Genomic DNA, 18,498 nt, shown 5'->3' with positions numbered 1-18,498 from the left:
ACCCGCCTCAGTGCCGCGCCGCAGCACCGCTAATCGCCATCCCGCTTCCGTTCCGATTCAAGCCCATTTCATTTCCGCAAGCCGAAACAGACACAGGCGTCCCAGTTACTTGTGAACAGAGCGAAGACTAGCAACTTGCAGAACCAATATCAAATGATAATAGTTTGCATTTACATAACTATTAACAACCACTAGTATTCGGCGCAATCGTACCAAGCGGCCAAAAAAATGCCGGCAATACGGATAACCACATGGGAATCAAAAAAAGGGGGCACCGTCATGGGCCAATTCAAGACTCTGAAATTTCATCCGCTCGCAGCAGCAATACTGGTACTGGGTACCAGCAACCTGATGGCACAGACTGATAACGGCGAACAACCGGTGATCCAGTTCGGTGAAGTGGTTGTCGCCGCGGACCGAAATCCCGCCACCAAAGAAAAGGACGCCACCACCGTGGTTGTGGAGCGGACACAGCTGGAAGAGCAGCAGCCGGAATCCATCGCCCAGGCGCTGAAATACGAACCCAACATCCAGGTTGAAGGCGGCCCCCGCTACTCCAACCAGGCACCGAATATCCGCGGTCTCTCCGGCGTGCGCGTACTGCAAACCATCGACGGCGCCCGCCAGAATTTCAATTCTGGCCACCGCGGCACCTACCAGCTGGACCCGGAACTGCTGAAACAGGTAGAAGTAAAAAAAGGCCCCGCCTCCAGCCTGTGGGGCTCCGGCGCCATCGGCGGTGTGGTGGCCATGTCCACCAAGAGCGCCGCGGACCTGCTGAAAAGCGGCGACGCTGTGGGTGGCTACCTGAAGCAGGAACTTGGCAGCAACGGTAGCTCCAGTGAAACCACCGCCGCGATTTACGGCGTGTCCGGCGAGTTTGATTACCTGGTAAACGGCTCTGTTTCCGATCACGACAATGTGGAAATCGGTGGCGGCGAAGAACTGGAAAACAGCGCCAGCGAAAACACCGCCCTGCTCGCCCGTGGCGGCTTCAACATCAGCGACAATCAGCGCGTCGATCTCTCTCTCCGCCACAACAACCGGGAAGAAGGCGTTCCCTCCAACCCCAACGCCAATGTCGGCACCAGCTCTCCACTGGTGGAGCGCGACATCACCGACCAGAACGTGACCGCCAACTACTGGGTGCAAGCGCTGGAAGGCAAACACACTTCCAGGCTCACGATTTTCCGCAACGACACCCAATTCGAAGAGTTCCGCCCGACTCAAGGTGAGACCGGCCAAAACGACAACACCGAAGTCTCCACTACCGGGATTGCCATCACCAATGCCACCGACGGCCTCGGCGCCCAGTGGGTCTACGGCCTCGACTGGTACCAAGATGAGGTGACCACCGTCCGCGATGGCGACAATCGCCCACAAAACCTGAACGCGGACACCGACGTACTCGGCCTTTACGCCCAGGCCGCCTTCACCTTTGCCGACGCCTTCACCCTGACCCCGGGCGTACGCTACGACCGTTTTGAAGCCAACAGCCAGCAACTGGTGGACTCCACCCGCGAAGACACCGCGGTCTCCCCGGCCATCGCCGCGTCGGTAAAAGCCACCGAATGGCTGAACCTGAGTGCCAGCTACGCCAAGGCCTTCCGCGCACCCGGTGTTGAAGAGATGTACACCCAGGGCACTCACTATGCCTACGGCGACTTCAGTTTTATGGGTATGGGTTTTCTCGCCAACACCTTTATTCCCAATCCGGACCTGAAAGCGGAAGAAGCTCAAAACGCCGAACTGCGTGCCGACGTCGCATTCAGCGGCCTCGCCACCGATAGCGACCAGCTCACCGCCAGCGCCACGGTGTTCCGCAACAGGGTCGACAACTTTATCGAGCAGGTAGTGATCAATCCGCACTTTATGTTCGGCTTCCCCATGAACACCACCTACCTGAACGTGGATGAAGCAGAACTGAAAGGCTTCGAATTGAGCGCGAATTACCTGGTCAACGACCTGGAAGTGGGCGCAAGCTACGGCCAGACGGAAGGCAAGGACCTGTCCGATGACAGCTACCTGAGCAGTATCCCCGCCGACAAATTCGTACTGGACCTGGGCTACTACTTCCTGCAGCGCGACCTGAAAACCGGCCTGCGCACCTCGGTGGTCTCCGCCCAGGATCAATTGCCGGCTGAAGAAACCCGCGAGTACGACAGCTACACCCTGGCCGATGCCTACGTGACCTGGGAACCCGCCACTGGCAACCTGAACGGCCTGAAATTGGGCCTGGCCCTGGACAACCTGGCAGACGAGGAATACCGGGTCGCCTTCCAGGAACTGTATATGCCCGGGCGCAACATTAAACTGTCTGCGAGCTACCGTTTTTGATCTGAAAATTTAAGTAACCGCCGAAGCAGTGGTAACCATTGCTTCGGCGACTTCTGTGATAAACGGGAAAAAATTTTTGGTATTGCTTATGCAGGAAAAAGTACAGGAACTGCTGGCCAGTGAATCCGGTTTTACCCTGGAACAAATGGCGCAACAACTCGACACCAGTGTGCGTGAAATCATTGCCAACCTGCCATCCGAGATGGCCTCGCTCGCCGCCAGCGACGCCGTGTGGCAGCTGATTGAAGAGCTACCCAGCTGGGGCAAGGTCACCACCATCGTGCAGAACGAGGGATCGGTATTCGAGTTCAAGGGGGAATTCCCCAAAGGCAGCATTGCCCACGGGTACTACAACTTTATGCACCACAAAAACCCTTTCCACGGCCACCTGCTGGTTGACGGCCTAACTGAAGTGGCTTTTGTGAGCAAACCCCACCGCGGCGCCGAAAGTCACTCCATGGTTTTCCTGGCGCCCAGCGGTAACTGTGTATTCAAGGTATTTCTGGGCCGGGATGCAGAGCGCAAGCTAATTCCGGATCAGATCGAGCGATTTAAAGCATTGAAACAGCAGCTGGCAGGTGCCGGCGCTAAGAATTCCTAACGGGGGAATTGGATCATGACAGAACAGAACAAACTTCAAACCCAGAATCCCAAAACCAACGACGGTGCCGACCTGGTGGCCGAGGTGCGCGATTTCATCGCCAGCCGCAAGCTGCTGAACCTGGCGAGCCTGGCCGCTGGCGGGCATCCACATGCGAGCACCGCGCCATTTCTGGCCGCAGATGGCAACTTTTACCTCTTTATTTCCGATCTTTCCGAGCATGCGGCCAACCTGAAAGCGAACCGTAAGGCTTCTGTGATATTTAATGCAGATGAAGCGGATACCAAGCAGGCGTTTGCGCGTTTGCGGGTGACGTTCAATGTTGAGGCGGGCCTGATCGGCCGTGAGGCGCCTCTTTGGCAGGAGCGCATTGAACAACTGCGGGAGAAGTTCGGACCGGTGATGGATCACCTGAAAGGACTGGAAGACTTCCACCTGTTTGAGCTAAAGCCCAGCGCCGGACGCTATGTCAAAGGCTTCGGCCAGGCCTACGCACTGGAAGGTCTGGAGAAACAGGTAGCCCTGCACCTGAAAGATGGCCACAAGGAAAAGAAAATCGACGCAGCCTGAACCCCTTCGGATTCAGTTTTCAGCCAGGTTTTCCGCCAGCACTGTCTGGCCAAGTATTCTGGCTGAGTCTTCCAACCCCACCCTGCCGACGCCAACAGAGTGGGGAAGTCTCCCTTGCGAACGTTCATTCCAGCGTTCCCAGCACGCCGCCGCTCTCCTGCAACCAAACTGAAATGCTTCTGCAATCCTCACTTGCTATTTTGGTAACAAATAACCAAAGAGTAACAATGATGTCTTCACGAAAGAGCTTACTGCTCCCCCTGCTTTTCCTCTCCGCCTGCTCCGCCAACCCGGCGCAGCAGAGCCTCACCGCCATCGGCACCCTGGTGGAAGAAAACGGCAAGTTCTACCTGCTGGGGGAAGAGGAGCATTACCACCTCAACCGTATGCCGCAACTGAATTACGGGCACTACATTGGCCAGAAGCTGGTAATTCAGGGCGAGATACCGCGCTACTGTCACCAGGCATGGCAGGATTCCATGATAAAGGTGCAGGGCGGCGCAGAAATGGTGGATATGAACAAGGTGGAGTGGTCTGAGTGCCTGGTGGCGGAAAAGGTGAGCCTGGTGACGGCGGATGGCTCACAGCTCATATACGACTGGGAAAAAATCGATCTGCAGGACTATTACTTCTAACTTGGTTACCCACCCTTCCCCCAGCTGGCGTGCGACGCCAGTACACCTTCTTTTTTGGCGCTGGCCGCAGCATCGTGTTACTGCGGCTTGATCCATATCAAGCTTCGACACCTGAGCCATACCAGAATAGAGCCGTGTATAAAGTGGAACTGCGCGAGAAGGAAAGCGTACACTTTCATAATGGAGTAAAGCGCCTATACCAGACGCTCTGCGAAAACCTCGTTGACCCGGCACCCGCACTCGCCAGTTACCCGGCGAAGCGTGTCAGACGAAGGCACGCAGCCTGGCGCCATTGAAATCAGCTACCTTCGTAACTGCAGTGGGTGCCCGCCAACTCGCTGAGAGCGATCAAATCCAGAATGGTGATTGCACGGCCCCGTACACGAATCAGGCCCTGTTTTTGAAAACGGGAAATCAGCCGGCTGACGGTTTCTGCAGTCAACCCCAGGTAGTTGGCAATATCCATACGCGGCATGGTCAGCAGAAATTCACTGGCGGAATAACCCCGCCGCGCATAGCGGCTTGAGATATTGATCAGCAGCGCCGCAAGGCGACTTTCTGCAGAGCGCTTGCCCAATAGCAACAGGGCCTCATTTTCCTGTTTCAGTTCTTCGGAAAAGATGCTGTAGATCTGCTTCTGCAGGGCGGGCACTTGCTGGGCAAGGCTTTCGAGCTGGGTAAACGGCAGCACACAAACACTGCTCTCTTCCAGCGCTTCAGCGTAACCGGGGTGCGCGCCGCTGCTGTAGGCATCCAGCCCCAACAACTCCCCTGGAAGCGCAAAGTGAGTCACCTGGGTGTCGCCATCGGCACCGATCACCGCCGACTTGAAACTGCCGGAACGAATGGCATAAAGATTGGAAAAGGGGTCGCCGGCGCGAAATAGTGGCTCGCCGGTCTTGAGGATTTTTTTCTTGCGCGTCACATGCTCCAGACGCTGGATATCTTCCTCACTCAGGCCCACAGGCAGGCACAGCCTTTTGACCGAGCAATTACCACAGCTGACGGCAGTGGAAAGTTTTCCCATAATTACGTCCATTTTCCCGAAACAAAGCTCAGAGATTCTCACCTTGATCGGGATTTTATCCCTTTCCTGAGGCTTTTCCAGAGGCTAGAGCACACGCGAATATTGCGCGTCAGTTTGCGCCTCATGCAGGTAAGTGTCAAAAGCAGCGGCGGCGTTACGCAGGAACCAGCGTCCACGCTCGGTGACGTAGAGGTCGCGGTCACTCTGTCCCAGCAGGCCATCCTCAAACATGGGCTGCAATCGCGCTAGCTCCCGATGGAAATAACCTGCAAACGGCGCGCCGGTTTTCCGCTCCAGCTCCCTCTTGTCGATACGCAGATGACACATCAATTCCATGATCAGTCCCTGCCGCAGCCGGTCGTCGTCCGTCAATTGCCAGCCGCGGAAAATAGCCTGGCCGCGGGCGGCAATGGCTGTGGTGTATTCCTTCTGGTTGTGCTGGTTCTGCCAGTAGCCATCGGCGCTATAGCTGATAGCCGAGGCCCCGAGTCCCACCAGCGCATCGGCCGGCATCAGGGTGTAGCCCTGGAAGTTGCGCGCCAAACGCCCCTCCGCTGCGGCGATGGCCATGGGGTCATCGGGGCGCGCGAAGTGATCCATGCCGAGAAAGACGTAGCCGGCCTCGGTGAGACGGCGGCTGGCGGCCAACTGCATGGCAATTTTTTCTGACGGCGGCGGCATCAGATCGGAATCGATCAGGCGCTGCGCCTTGAAGCGGTGGGGCAGGTGCGCGTAGTGGTACAGGGCAATGCGATCCGGCGCCAGCTCCAGCACGGTATCGATGGTACGCTCCAGGCTCGCCACGCTCTGCCCCGGCAACCCGTGGATCAGATCGTAAGAGATGGAGCCAAATCCGCGCTCGCGCGCGGCCTCGGTGAGAGTACGCACCTGCTGCGGGGTACAGATCCGGTTGATTGCCCGCTGCACATCAGGATTGAAATCCTGGATTCCCATACTCAGGCGGTTGAACCCAAGGTTGCGCAAGGTATCCAGAGTTTCCAGCTCCAGCACCCGGGGATCGGCCTCGATGCTGTACTCCACATCGTCACCACTGCGCAACTCGAACACGTCCCCCAACCCCACCATCAACCGGGTCAGATCGCGGTCATTCAGAAAGGTGGGCGTGCCACCGCCCAGATGCAGTTGTGTCACCGGCACCGGAGCGACGCGCTCGCGGTACCACTGGGCTTCTTTGAGCAGATGATCGAGATAGCTCGAGGCGAGGCCGTACTGGTGAGTAATAACCTTGTTACAGGCACAGAAATAACACAGGGAATGACAGAACGGGATATGCACATACAGGGACAGAGAGCGCACACTGTTCAGTGCATCCCAGGGTCTTTCTGCGCCGGCAACAGCACCGCTACTTTCATCCACAGCCAGTGGCGCGAAGCGGTCCGCGGTGGGGTAAGAGGTATAGCGTGGACAGGGCCCGGCATAGCGCGCCAGAAGTTCCGGTGAAAGCGGCAATGTAGTAGGCGAGGAGGCCGGCCGGTCCTGCTGAATTTCGTGGGAGGATAAGGTGCTATCGGTGCAATTCTCGGCCATGGGCGGGAACCTGGGATCCTGATCATCTTCGGGTGGGACGGATCGCGCAAAGGTACCCGGGGGCGGTTCGCCGACGCTTGATCCAGATCAACCGCCGGCGGGTTAGAACCGGGAAGTGCAGGGGTTTCAGTACTGCTCAGTCCCCCGCCGGGCGCCGGAACAGGTTCTGGATACTGGAGAAGTCCAGAGCGCGATTGAGCGGGTCGCCGCCGTGCAGCTGATACAGGTTTTTCGCCAGCGCTCCCAGCGGTGTGGACGAGGCGCTGCCGGCTGCGGTATCCATGGCAAGTCCGAGGTCTTTCAGCATCAGCGCCACGGAAAAACCGCCCTCATAATGCTGCGCCGCAGGCACATTTTCCATGACGCCCGGGTAGGGATTGTACTTTTCCAGCGACCAGTTGCCGCCAGAGCTCGCACCCATGATTTCGGACAGCACCCGTGGATCAAGACCGTTATCGACGCCCAGTTGCAGCGCCTCGGCGGTGCCAATCATTTGCACCGCAAGCAGCATGTTGTTGCAGATTTTAGCCACCTGCCCGCTGCCCGCAGGTCCGGCGTGAAACATATTCGCCCCCATCGCCGCCAGCACTGGCCGCGCCCGCTGCAACGCGTGTTCCGCACCACCGCACATAAACGACAGGGTACCGGCCGCCGCGGCAGCAGTGCCACCGGATACCGGCGCATCCAGTGCATCGATTCCGCGCTCACTGGCCGCGGCAATGATCTGGCGGGCATCGTTGGCGGCGATGGTGGAACAGTCGATCAGCAGGGTTGGCGGATTCATCGCCTGCAACAGACCGTGCACTCCCAGATACAGCGCACGCACCGCCTCGCCACTGGGCAACATGGAAATGACAACGTCAGCCCCTTCAATCGCAGCATGCGCGCTTTCGGCTTTGCTGCAGCCATTGGCCTGTGCCTTTTCCAGCATTACCGGGGACAGATCAAACGCGGTGACCGCAAACCCCTGTTTCACCAGATTCGCGGCCATCGGTCCCCCCATGTTGCCAAGGCCGATAAAGGCAATCCTCTGTGGCTTTTCCATTTTTTCCATTCCCTTAATTATTATTTTTTGATTCCTGAGTTCTGATGTCTGGTTACTATCACCTGAATTACCATCCATTGATGATCAGGATATTACAGATCCGCCAGCGGGCTCTCACCCCAGGGCTGGGCGAAACAGGCCATCACCTGCTCGGGTGTCACGGCCTCCAGCGTTGCCGGTTGCCACTGCGGATCGCGATCCTTGTCGATCAGCAGCGCACGCACGCCTTCTTTTACCTGACCATTGCTGCACAAATTCACCGCCAATGCCAGCTCCATGCGCAGTACATCAGCCAGCGACATGTGCCGCGCCCGGCGCAGCTGCTCCCAAACAATCCCGGCGGTAAGCGGACAACCAGCCGCAAGCGTGGCCGCCGCCCGCTGCAGCCATTTATCCTCACCTCGATAATTGATGATGGCCTGATACACCTCCGACAGGGTGGCGCCGTCGGTCAGTTCCTGGATGACGTCGTAGTGGGTGCGAAGGTTCGGTGCCGGCTGTTCGCTGGGGGACATTTCCCGGGACTGGATCTCTTTGCTCACCAGCACCTGGTTGCGCTGTGGATCCCCGGTGAAATCGAGCGCTGCCAGACCGGCGATCAGCGCGTCTTTACCGGCCGCCGGCAGCAGTCTGTCGGCCATGCCACAGTAGAGCGCATCGGTACCGTTAAACTGGGCACCAGTAAGCCCGAGAAACAGGCCGGTACGGCCGGGCATCCGATTCAGAAACCAGCCGCCGCCGACATCGGGAAACAGGCCGATGGTAATTTCCGGCATGGCCATGCGAGTGGTTTCCGTAACAATACGATGACTGGCACCACTCATAATGCCGATACCACCGCCCATAACGATGCCACTACCCCAGACGACGATGGGTTTGGGGTAGGTGTGAATGCGATAGTCCAGGCGGTATTCACGGGTAAAAAAGTCCTGAACGAACTGGCTGGCACCCCGCTCCCGGTAACTGCCAGACTCCCGATACAGTGCCACCACGTCACCACCGGCACACAGCGCTTTCTCACCCGCCCCTTCGATCCAGATACAGGCGAGACTGTCATCCTGCTCCCATTCGTCCAGTTGTGCGGCGATCTGGTCGATCATGTCGAGGTTGAGCGCGTTGAGGGCCTTGGGCAGATTAAGCGTCAATTTGCCGAGGGCGCCCTGGCGTTCAACAATGACGGGGGTTTCCTGGGTCATACTGGTTCCCGGTTGTCTTATTTGGGGCAAAGTTAACCATAGATAGGGCTAAGGTGGCATTACCTGCCTCTTCTTTTGATTGATCTTCCGTGGGCTGCTGAGGGTTTCGTGGTACGTACTTTCGCAAGCGCTGTGGCGGCAGAGCACCGGGGGACAGTTTTCGAAACCGCTGTGCATACATCCCTGTAAGCTGCGTCGCAAACGTCCCTGTTTGCGACGCTTTCGAAAACTGTCCCCCGCCACTCCGCCTTAGCGTTAAAGAAAATTGCTTCGTAGCCTTTTAGCTATACGGGAGTTGAAACGACTGTGCTCAATGCGAAGGCGCTGCTACCGGACTTTCCAAGTACCACCGCAGGACGAATCAAAAACAGCAGGTTGAAGTTTTCCAACAAACTGCTACCTTGCGCGCAAATTCTGACCGACTGGAATGATGCTCTAATGGCTGAATACGTATACACAATGAACCGCGTGGGCAAGGTTGTTCCGCCCAAGCGTGAAATCCTGAAAGATATTTCCCTGTCCTTCTTCCCTGGCGCCAAAATCGGCGTTCTCGGTCTGAACGGTGCCGGTAAATCCACCCTGCTGCGTATCATGGCCGGAGTGGATCAGGACTATAACGGTGAAGCCCGCGCCATGCCGGGTATCAAGGTCGGCTACCTGCCCCAGGAACCGCAGCTGGACCCGAGCAAAAACGTGCGTGGCAACGTGGAAGACGGGGTGCGCGAAGCCATCGACGCCCTCGCCGGCCTCGATCAGGTGTATGCAGACTATGCCGAGCCCGATGCCGACTTCGATGCCCTGGCCAAAAAACAGCAGAAATTCGAAGACATCATCCAGGCCTGGGATGCGCACAACCTTGAGCACCGTCTCGAAGTGGCCGCCGACGCCCTGCGCCTGCCGCCGTGGGATGCAGACGTAAACAACCTGTCCGGTGGTGAAAAGCGCCGTGTGGCCCTGTGCCGCCTGCTGCTTTCCCGCCCGGATATGCTGCTGCTGGACGAACCGACCAACCACCTGGACGCCGAGTCCGTGTTCTGGCTTGAGCGCTTCCTGCACGACTTCGAAGGCACCGTAGTGGCCATTACCCACGACCGCTACTTCCTCGACAATGTGGCCGGCTGGATTCTGGAACTGGACCGCGGTTACGGTATTCCCTGGGAAGGCAACTACACCACCTGGCTGGAACAGAAAGAGAAACGCCTGGAACAGGAGCAGAAAGGCGAACAGGCCCGCGCCAAGGCGATGCAGAAAGAACTGGAATGGGCCCGCCAGAACCCCAAAGGCCGCCAGTCCAAGAACAAGGCGCGCCTGTCCCGCCTGGAAGAAATGCAGTCCCAGGAATTCCAGGCCCGCAACGAAACCAACGAGATCTACATTCCGCCGGGCGAGCGCCTCGGTGACAATGTGATCGAACTGAACAACGTGAGCAAAGGCTTCGGCGATCGCGTACTGGTGGAAAACCTGTCGTTCCGCGTACCCAAGGGTGCCATCGTCGGTATCGTCGGCGGCAACGGCGCGGGTAAGTCCACCCTGTTCCGTATGATCAACGGCAAAGAGCAACCGGATTCCGGTGAGATCAAGATCGGTGAAACCGTACAGATCGCCAGCGTCGACCAGAGCCGCGAAAACCTGGACGACAATAAAACCGTGTGGGAATGTATTTCCGATGGCCACGACCTGCTCAAGATCAACAACTACGAAGTGGGCTCGCGCAACTATATCGGCCGCTTCAACTTCAAAGGCAGCGACCAGCAGAAACGTGTGGGCGAACTCTCCGGTGGTGAGCGCGGTCGCCTGCACCTCGCTTATACCCTGAAGCAGGGCGCCAACGTACTGTTGCTGGACGAACCGTCCAACGACCTGGATATCGAAACCCTGCGCGCCCTGGAAGAAGCCCTGCTGAGCTTCCCCGGCTGCGCCATGGTGATCTCGCACGATCGCTGGTTCCTCGACCGAGTGGCAACCCACATCCTGGCCTACGAAGGCGACAGCAACGTGGTGTTCTTTGAGGGCAACTACACCGAGTACCACGAGGACTTCGTGGCCCGCAACGGTGAAAATGCCACCCCGCACCGGATGCAGTACAAGAAGCTGAAGACCTGATCAGCCTCCAATGAAAACAAAAAAGCCCGCAACCGCGGGCTTTTTTGTGCCGGGAGCGCGGAGCTCCAGCTCCGCAAAGACCACACAACGAAAAAAGGCAGCCCGGAGGCTGCCCAAGAAGGGTCACGATACCTGATCAGAAATCAGAATGAGTAGCGCGCACCCAGTGCGAAGGTACGGCTGAACTTGAAGTTACCGAAGTTATACAGGTCGGCGTACTCATAGTATTCCTGCTGTTTTTCTTCGGTCAGGTTGGTTCCATCGAAGGTAATCACCAGGTCGTCGGTCACGTCGTAACTGGCCTGGAAGTCCAGACTGTTTTCCGGGCTGTGGTAAATACCCAGCGGGTTGGCAAACAACGCGGCCTCATTGCCGTACAGGAAATCCTCACGCCAAACGTAGGCGAGACGCATATCCAGATCGTAGTTGTCGTAGGCCAACACCACGCTGTAGGAAGAATCGGAAACCCCGAACATCGACATTTTGTCGGTGCCAATCACATTGCCATCTTCATCCGTAATCGGGACGTCCTGCCCTGAGTCCAGAATGGTGTAACTCGCCTGAACCCCGAAACCGTCCAGAATGCCCGGCAGGCTTTCCGGGAAGTAGGTCATGCCCAGTTCCAGGCCCTTCAGAACACCCCCCGACGCATTGTCTGGTTGGCTCAGGATGTAGTCATAAAAGCCAATATCCGGCACATCATTGGGGTTGTCCGCGTTGATTCGTTTGCGGAAACCTGCAACCAGCCCTTCGATATCACGCTGGAACCAGGTTACATGGATGGAGCTGGCATCAGCAAAATAGTATTCCAGCGCGATATCGATGTTTATGGATTCGGTCGGTCTCAGGTCGGGGTTACCACCACTCGCTTGTCCGTAACCGATGTTGGTTACATCCGCCTGGTAGGTAATATTGGGGTTGAGATCGACAAAATTCGGCATGCGCAGGGTTTCACCGTAGCTCGCACGGGCGATCAGATCTTCGGTCAGGTGGTAACGCACCATGAGGCTCGGCATAAAGCGGGTGACCGCGTTATTCGCGAGAATTACTTCACCTACATTGAACTGATCCGGGAACTCAATATCGGTATCGACATCCAGAACGCGGATACCCACTTCACCATCCAGGGTGCGCCCGGCAATTTCCGTAGAGAATTCAGTCTGCAGATATACGGCCACCTGCGTTTCATCGACGGCAAATGTCTCAGGCAATACCATTTCATCCGAAGTGAGCAGGCTATCACTGTACGCCCGGCGAATTTCATCGCCGTGCGCATACAACCAACGACCGTCTACCACTGCCCAGCTTCCGGGCATATCGGACTCACCATCGTAGAAATTATTGGTTGAGGTCAGCAGTCCCGGGTAATTGTCGAAGGAACAGGTATCGCATTCACCGATACCGGCACTGCGGGTATACAGGCTTTCTACCGCGGTGCGGCGGTCATAGCGCAGGCCGAATTCAATCTTGTCGAAAATGCCCCACTCGACGAAATATTCGCCATCAAAGGTGAGTGACTTCGCATCCCCTTCATTCTCGAGCTGTGTGTCGTACAGATTGCTCATCTGCCACAGCGCAGGATTGGTGAGATCGCTCTCGTCGATATCGGCGGTGTCCGGATCATCCAGATAGGTCAGCCCGGGAATACCATTGCCGCTATTGAAGTCGACGTACATACGCGGAATGCTGTTGTCTGGCCGCTTGGTCTGCATGGCCAGGAACTCGCTCTCAAAGGTACTTTTCTGGTAAACGAGTTCGGATTCCAGGCGCAGGTTCTCGGTAACGTCCCACTTGCCGCCGAGGGCGTAGACAAAGCTGTCCGTCTTACCCTTGGTGAAGTCGCCACTGGTAAACGCATTGGATTCGTTGACGTAGCGCTCTTTGACGATATTGGTGCCTTCGTACAAAACCACCGGATCCGCCGGATCCACCCCCCACCAGGCATCGGTGTAGGTGAGCAGCATGTTGTTGACACTTTCCTGACGGTAACCGTTATAGAAAGTTTCAAACAGATATTCGGAAGAATCGTTCGGCGCCCACTGCAGGGAGATATTGGCCGCGGGGCGCTCGCGCTCACCGGAGTAGGAATTCTGGATAATGGCATCGCGGCCCAGCAGGTACTCGGTGCCGTCTTCAAGAGTGGAACCCGCCGCGAAAGACAGACCGCGGTCGGTACCCGCCTGCCATCCGGAGAACAGGCGCTCCATCGGCGCATCCGGGTCTGAAGGCGCACGGAACGGAACCGCGGCACCCGCTTTGGCGCCTTCATCCAGGAAGTTGGTACGCGCATAGGACACGTTTACCAGGGCACCGAAATCGCCGGCGGATGTTTCCCAACGGTTACTGGCCAGGGCGCTGATATTCGGGTCCACCGAATCCGCCTGCTCCTGGTAGATACCGCGACTGACGACCACAAACTTGCTGTCGTCAAAGTCAAACGGGCGGTGGGTTTGAATATCGATCTGCCCGGCGATACCACTGGCAATCAGGTCCGCCGAGCGGGTTTTGTACACATTCACCTGCCCCAACAGACTGGCGGGAATGTCCTGCAGCGCAACATATCGACCGGAGGCGGTGAAGATGTTGCGACCATTGACGGTTGTGGTGACGTCATTCAAACCGCGAATGGACACCCCACTGACCTCACCGGCACCGCGGTCGGTTACCTGCACCCCGGTAACCCGCTGCAGGGATTCGGCCACGTTGTTGTCGGGGAATTTACCGATGTCTTCCGCCACGATGGAATCAACGATCTGGAATTTTTCGCGTTTGATATCAATCGCTTTTTCAAGACTCGCGCGCAGGCCGACAACAACCACCTCTTCGAGCGCCGAGGTATCGTCGACTTCCGCATCGAATTCGGAGTTTTGCGCCAGCGCCATGCCACTCATGCCGCCGAGTACGGTGGCCATGGCTATAGACGAGCTGAGTAGGTGTCGCTTGAACATGTAATCTCTCCCATCTGGGGTTTTTTTATTGTGTTTGCCGTTGCAGTGGATCCAGTGTTCAAACAAGGAAACCACCAACCGCCGCGCCAGACTTCAACGCGGAATCCAGCCAGTGCCCGACCGTCTCTGCGTCAACCCACGGTCCAGGGTGGCGCAAACAGGCACTGGCTATTCGGGTTTATTGCGCTCAGCGAACGCAAAACCCATCTCGGAATCGGGCAGGAGAGCGCCATTGAATATGGCGATATTGAGGGTAGATTGCAGACTAATCACTGCATGGCCAGCAGTGTCAGGGATCGCAGGAGTGCAACGCATCGCGATCATCGCATCAACCTCATCATCTCTCTTTATTATTCAGGCAAGCCTCATTGTGTCGCGGGCTCGCTCATTCTTTATATATCGAAGCATGGCGCTCTGGCTCTCTGTGAACCGGCCCAAGCTACATTTGTATTATGATTTGGCATCCTAGCCAGTATATTCTGCGCAGTCAACGGCGAAAAATACGTATTTGTTATACTTTATTACTTTAAAGACCGTTTAAATGGTCTGCTGCAGCTTACCCGTGCGCAGCTTGTTGATGGCTGATAATCATCTTCGGCCATTTTTTGCTCTACCGAATTTCTTGCTCCAGCCCCTCATATCACACGGTTATTAGCAATATTGGCGTAAATTTCCTCAAAAATCGCGTAGAAAATCAACAGACTTCACCTGAACACCCACAAAAGGTAGATTTAGACGCCTGCGCAGAGACGCCCACTGACAGGGGAATCCGCATCCAAAGCGCTCAAACACACAAAATATTATTGTAATACCAATAACCTATTGGCAAGATAACCGCTCCCCGAGGGCAGCACCGGTCGTTGCTCCTGTGTGCCCGGGCCTATTACACATTGCGGTTTGAGTGTGGACGGGCGGGAAATAGCGGAGAGAAAACTCCAGATAATAAATAAAAAGAGGGATTCCACCCATGAAGACCACAGCGAAAGCCAGGAATCTGGCACTACTTGCATCGGCCATCGCCGCCATTTCGGGTTGTTCTGACAATGGAAACACCTATTTCGATGGCGATAACCCACCGACCGTTCTAGCCCCCGAGCGCGACAAGGTTGCGGACGCGGGCGATCCGACTGCCGATGCCGCAGTCATTCAATACAACGACATGGCCGTACACGATCCATCGGTAATCCGCGATGACGACGGTACCTTTTATGTCTTCGGCTCTCACCTGTCTGTGGCCAAGTCCACCGATCTGATGAGCTGGACACGGGTCGCTGACGAGGTCAATGACGCGAATCCCCTGTTCAACACCTATGCCAGTGAAATTTCCGAAGGTCTGGAATGGGTCGGCGGCCATCAGGGCAGCTGGGCATCCGACGTCATCAAACTGAACGACGGCAAGTACTACTTCTATTACAACCACTGCGCCAACCCAGCAAGCGAAGCCGGCGACTGTAACGCCCCGCGCTCCTATCTCGGGGTAGCGGTTGCCGACACCATTGAAGGTCCCTACACCGATCTGGGTATCTTCCTGCGCTCTGGCATGACCCCAGAAGAAATTGCCGCGGGCTACGGGCCCGATGGCTTTACTGAAACCGAATACAATGCCTGGGTACACCCCAACGCCATCGACCCGGACGTTTTCTACGATAAAAACGGCAAGCTGTGGATGACCTACGGCTCCTATTCCGGCGGTATCTTTATTCTGGAAATGGATGAATCCACCGGTAAGCCAGTCCCGGGCCAGGGCTACGGCAAGCACCTCACCGGCGGAGATCACAGTGCCATCGAAGGCACTTATATGCTGTACAGCCCGGAGAGTGACTACTACTACCTGTTTATGTCCTTCGGCGGCTTCGTTTCCACCGACGGTTACAACCTCCGCGTGGCCCGCTCACGAAACCCTGACGGCCCCTTCCTGGATGCCGCCGGCAACGATATGGCCGTGGCTCGCGGTAACTGGGACAGCATCGCCCCCTACGGTGTGAAACTGATGGGCGGTTTTGAATTTGCTTCCGATGTAGGCGACACCGTAGCCAGCCGCGGGTACCTGGCTCCCGGCCACAACTCTGCCTACTACGACGCGGAAACCGGCAAACACCTGCTGATCACCCACACCCGCTTCCCCAATCGCGGCGAACAACACTCGGTAAGGGTTCACGAGATGTTCGTAAACGCCGATGGCTGGCTGGTGGCTTCCCCCGAGCGCTATGCGCCCATCGACGGCGACAATATTGTCGACAGCAACGACCTGAACGGCACCTACAAGCTGATCAATCACGGCAAAGACATCAACCGTACCGCCAAGCCGACCCTGTATGTCACCCTGGATGACTACGGCCGTATCCGCGGCGAAGTGAACGGCAGCTACGTGCACGATGTGGAAAATCCGAGCCAGATCCACTTCAAGCTCAATATCGACGGCGATACTCTCGAGTACGAAGGTGTTGCCAAATGGCAGTGGAACGCGCAAGCAGAAAAACTGGTACCCATCTTCACCGCAGTGTCCGCCAGCGGCGAATCCATCTGGGGTGAGAAGATGGAGACCCTGGGGGAATCAGAAGTACTCGCCAACATCGGCGATGCGCTGTCCCTGCCCACCAGCACCGCCGACAATAGCCTGACCCTGCCCACCCGCGGCACGCGCGCGGCGGATATTACCTGGAGCAGCAGTAACGAGCTGGTCATCAAGCCCGATGGCACTGTGATACGCCCGAACGCAGGTAGCGGCGATCAGACGGTCACCGTCACTGCCGATATCGAACTCAACGGCACCACCAGTAGCAAAACGTTCAATATCACCATTCCGCAACGCCAGACTTACAACCGCACCGCCTGGTTCCCGTTTGAAAATGATCTGACGGAAGCAGCAGGCCGCTTCGATCCGGCCACCGCCACCGGCGACCGTATCTTTAACAGCGGCAGTATTGCCTACGGCGCCGGGCAGGAAGGCCAGGCACTGCAGCTGGATGGCACCAACGGCGTACTGCTGCCGGAAGGCTTGATCAACAACTATGAGTACACGGTGTCCTTCTGGGCAAATCCCACCGTGATCAACGGTTTCACTACCGCCTTCTTCGGCGCGGTGAACGAGCAGATCGATGGCGCCGGCCTACCCTTCTCCACCAACTGGGTAAGCTTCCTGCCCCAGGGCTGGGACGGCAACACCATGTTGTGGAGCGGTAGTGAAGCCTGGTTCGACGGCTCTGCCGGTGAGCGCATTGCCGAAGGTGCCTGGACCCATATGGCATTCTCCGTCAATAAAGGTCTGGTGAATGTCTACCTGAACGGCGAACAGAAGTTCTCTGCAGGTAACGTGGCCGACTTCTTTACCGGAAACACCGGCAAGTTCGCCCTCGGTGTCAATTACTGGGACCTGCCCTACAACGGCATGATCGACGAGCTGAAGATTTACGAGGCGGCGCTGAGTGCTGAAGAAGTCAAATTCCTCGACATCGACAACAAGTCCGATGCCGAACTACTGGCTTCTGCCGCGGCCATTCTCGACCTGGGCGATCTGTCTGCGGTGGCAGAAGACCTGCAGCTGCCAGTAACCGGTCCTTACGCGGCGGCCATCAACTGGACCTCTTCCAATCCGGCGGCTATCAACGTATCTGGAGACACCGGTGTGGTTACCCGCCCGGAAGGTACAGACGCGGAGGTCACCCTGACCGCCACCGTATCCCTGAACGGCGCCCAGGAAGTGAAAACCTTCACCGCCACTGTGAAAGCTGCGGGCCTGCCGGAACCGGTAGCCCACTACAGCTTCGAGCAGGGCCTGAGTGACAGCACCGGCAACTTCGGCAGTGGTTCCATCGTCGGTCCCAAGATCGGTGAATCCGGTGGCAACATCACCTACGCCGAAGGCGTGATCGGTCAGGCGGCGGTATTCGACGGTGCGTCCGGTGTGGTACTGCCAGACAGCCTGATCGAAGATCACAGCTATGCCTTCAGCCTGTGGCTGAGCCCATCGGCACTGAGCGCCTACACCACCAGCTTCTTCGGCTGGGCCACCGATTCCAGCTGGATCAGCCTGCTGCCGAACGGCTTTGGCGATGACACCATGTTGTGGTCCGGTACCGCCTGGTACGACGCCAATACCGGCGAGCAGATTCCCGCCGATGCCTGGAGCCACGTGGCCGTCAGCGTCAACGGCGGTGAAGTGAAGGTGTTCATCAACGGTGAAGAGAAGTTCAGCGGTAACAACTTCCCGAACATCTTTGGCGCTGCAACCACCAGCCACTTTGCCCTGGGTGTGAACTACTGGGATACCCCCTACACTGGCATGATCGACGAGCTGAAAATCTACGAGGACGCAATCCCCGCGGACGACATGCTCGAGCTGTACGAAGCAGAACTGCTTGGAGCCCAGTAATATCCAGCGGTTTACACAACGTACATTTGCGTAACAAAGAAGGGGGCAGCCAATGGCTGCCCCCTTTTTTATTCGCACGCTTTTCCCGAAAGACGCAAATTCAATAAACAATATGC

General features: G+C 57.0%; 12 protein-coding genes. 7 read left to right on the top strand and 5 right to left on the bottom strand.

Going from position 1 to position 18,498, the window contains the following annotated elements; all coding sequences use genetic code 11:
- The first annotated feature begins 279 nt into the window (after positions 1 to 279).
- The 4 genes from PVT68_RS15115 (at position 280) to PVT68_RS15100 (ending at position 4,143) form a co-directional block, all read left to right on the top strand.
- Positions 280 to 2,337: a TonB-dependent hemoglobin/transferrin/lactoferrin family receptor gene (locus tag PVT68_RS15115; RefSeq protein WP_280319417.1), complete on the top strand. Its 2,058-nt coding sequence runs from the start codon at positions 280 to 282 to the stop codon at positions 2,335 to 2,337.
- 88 nt (positions 2,338 to 2,425) lie between these two features.
- Complete coding sequence (hutX, locus tag PVT68_RS15110; protein ID WP_280319415.1) at positions 2,426 to 2,938, top strand: heme utilization cystosolic carrier protein HutX; 513 nt, start codon at positions 2,426 to 2,428, stop codon at positions 2,936 to 2,938.
- A gap of 15 nt (positions 2,939 to 2,953) precedes the next feature.
- The gene (locus PVT68_RS15105) at positions 2,954 to 3,508 is read left to right on the top strand and encodes a pyridoxamine 5'-phosphate oxidase family protein (RefSeq protein WP_280319413.1); all 555 of its coding nucleotides are present in this window, start codon (positions 2,954 to 2,956) and stop codon (positions 3,506 to 3,508) included.
- A gap of 230 nt (positions 3,509 to 3,738) precedes the next feature.
- Positions 3,739 to 4,143 (top strand): hypothetical protein, encoded by a 405-nt coding sequence (locus tag PVT68_RS15100; RefSeq protein ID WP_280319412.1) that lies wholly within the window; start codon positions 3,739 to 3,741, stop codon positions 4,141 to 4,143.
- Between the two features lie 298 nt (positions 4,144 to 4,441).
- Here PVT68_RS15100 and fnr read toward each other — a convergent pair whose 3' ends face one another.
- The 4 genes from fnr to PVT68_RS15080 form a co-directional block, all read right to left on the bottom strand.
- Entirely contained in the window at positions 4,442 to 5,170 is a 729-nt protein-coding gene (gene fnr / locus PVT68_RS15095) for a fumarate/nitrate reduction transcriptional regulator Fnr (protein WP_280319410.1), read from the bottom strand.
- Positions 5,171 to 5,254: 84 nt separating this feature from the next.
- On the bottom strand, positions 5,255 to 6,718 hold the full coding sequence (gene hemN / locus PVT68_RS15090; protein ID WP_280319407.1) for an oxygen-independent coproporphyrinogen III oxidase: 1,464 nt from the start codon (positions 6,716 to 6,718) through the stop codon (positions 5,255 to 5,257).
- A gap of 136 nt (positions 6,719 to 6,854) precedes the next feature.
- On the bottom strand, positions 6,855 to 7,763 hold the full coding sequence (mmsB, locus tag PVT68_RS15085; protein WP_280319405.1) for a 3-hydroxyisobutyrate dehydrogenase: 909 nt from the start codon (positions 7,761 to 7,763) through the stop codon (positions 6,855 to 6,857).
- 92 nt (positions 7,764 to 7,855) lie between these two features.
- On the bottom strand, positions 7,856 to 8,959 hold the full coding sequence (locus tag PVT68_RS15080; protein ID WP_280319403.1) for an enoyl-CoA hydratase/isomerase family protein: 1,104 nt from the start codon (positions 8,957 to 8,959) through the stop codon (positions 7,856 to 7,858).
- Between the two features lie 438 nt (positions 8,960 to 9,397).
- On the opposite strand from PVT68_RS15080, the gene ettA reads away from it, so the two are divergent.
- Positions 9,398 to 11,062, top strand: a complete 1,665-nt coding sequence (ettA, locus tag PVT68_RS15075; protein WP_280319401.1) for an energy-dependent translational throttle protein EttA — start codon at positions 9,398 to 9,400, stop codon at positions 11,060 to 11,062.
- 143 nt (positions 11,063 to 11,205) lie between these two features.
- Here the strand turns inward: ettA and PVT68_RS15070 are convergent, their stop codons facing one another.
- Positions 11,206 to 14,010 (bottom strand): TonB-dependent receptor, encoded by a 2,805-nt coding sequence (locus PVT68_RS15070; protein WP_280319399.1) that lies wholly within the window; start codon positions 14,008 to 14,010, stop codon positions 11,206 to 11,208.
- Between PVT68_RS15070 and PVT68_RS15065 the strand changes: the two genes are divergently transcribed.
- Positions 13,996 to 14,466, top strand: a complete 471-nt coding sequence (locus tag PVT68_RS15065) for a hypothetical protein (RefSeq protein WP_280319397.1) — start codon at positions 13,996 to 13,998, stop codon at positions 14,464 to 14,466. The genes PVT68_RS15070 and PVT68_RS15065 overlap by 15 nt on opposite strands.
- Positions 14,467 to 14,977: 511 nt before the next feature.
- Complete coding sequence (locus tag PVT68_RS15060) at positions 14,978 to 18,382, top strand: LamG-like jellyroll fold domain-containing protein (protein ID WP_280319395.1); 3,405 nt, start codon at positions 14,978 to 14,980, stop codon at positions 18,380 to 18,382.
- Positions 18,383 to 18,498 lie beyond the last annotated feature (116 nt).

Source organism: Microbulbifer bruguierae (assembly GCF_029869925.1).
GTDB lineage: Bacteria > Pseudomonadota > Gammaproteobacteria > Pseudomonadales > Cellvibrionaceae > Microbulbifer > Microbulbifer bruguierae.
The sequence above is the reverse complement of the archived record's forward strand: the minus strand, read 5'-3'. Positions and strand labels throughout refer to the sequence as shown.

Bases quoted from the DNA above. Each gene is read 5' to 3' on its own strand.
- PVT68_RS15115 (WP_280319417.1), top strand. From the start codon at position 280: ATGGGCCAATTCAAGACTCTGAAATTTCATCCGCTCGCAGCAGCAATA.
- hutX (WP_280319415.1), top strand. From the start codon at position 2,426: ATGCAGGAAAAAGTACAGGAACTGCTGGCCAGTGAATCCGGTTTTACC.
- PVT68_RS15105 (WP_280319413.1), top strand. From the start codon at position 2,954: ATGACAGAACAGAACAAACTTCAAACCCAGAATCCCAAAACCAACGAC.
- PVT68_RS15100 (WP_280319412.1), top strand. From the start codon at position 3,739: ATGTCTTCACGAAAGAGCTTACTGCTCCCCCTGCTTTTCCTCTCCGCC.
- fnr (WP_280319410.1), bottom strand. From the start codon at position 5,170: ATGGGAAAACTTTCCACTGCCGTCAGCTGTGGTAATTGCTCGGTCAAA.
- hemN (WP_280319407.1), bottom strand. From the start codon at position 6,718: ATGGCCGAGAATTGCACCGATAGCACCTTATCCTCCCACGAAATTCAG.
- mmsB (WP_280319405.1), bottom strand. From the start codon at position 7,763: ATGGAAAAGCCACAGAGGATTGCCTTTATCGGCCTTGGCAACATGGGG.
- PVT68_RS15080 (WP_280319403.1), bottom strand. From the start codon at position 8,959: ATGACCCAGGAAACCCCCGTCATTGTTGAACGCCAGGGCGCCCTCGGC.
- ettA (WP_280319401.1), top strand. From the start codon at position 9,398: ATGGCTGAATACGTATACACAATGAACCGCGTGGGCAAGGTTGTTCCG.
- PVT68_RS15070 (WP_280319399.1), bottom strand. From the start codon at position 14,010: ATGTTCAAGCGACACCTACTCAGCTCGTCTATAGCCATGGCCACCGTA.
- PVT68_RS15060 (WP_280319395.1), top strand. From the start codon at position 14,978: ATGAAGACCACAGCGAAAGCCAGGAATCTGGCACTACTTGCATCGGCC.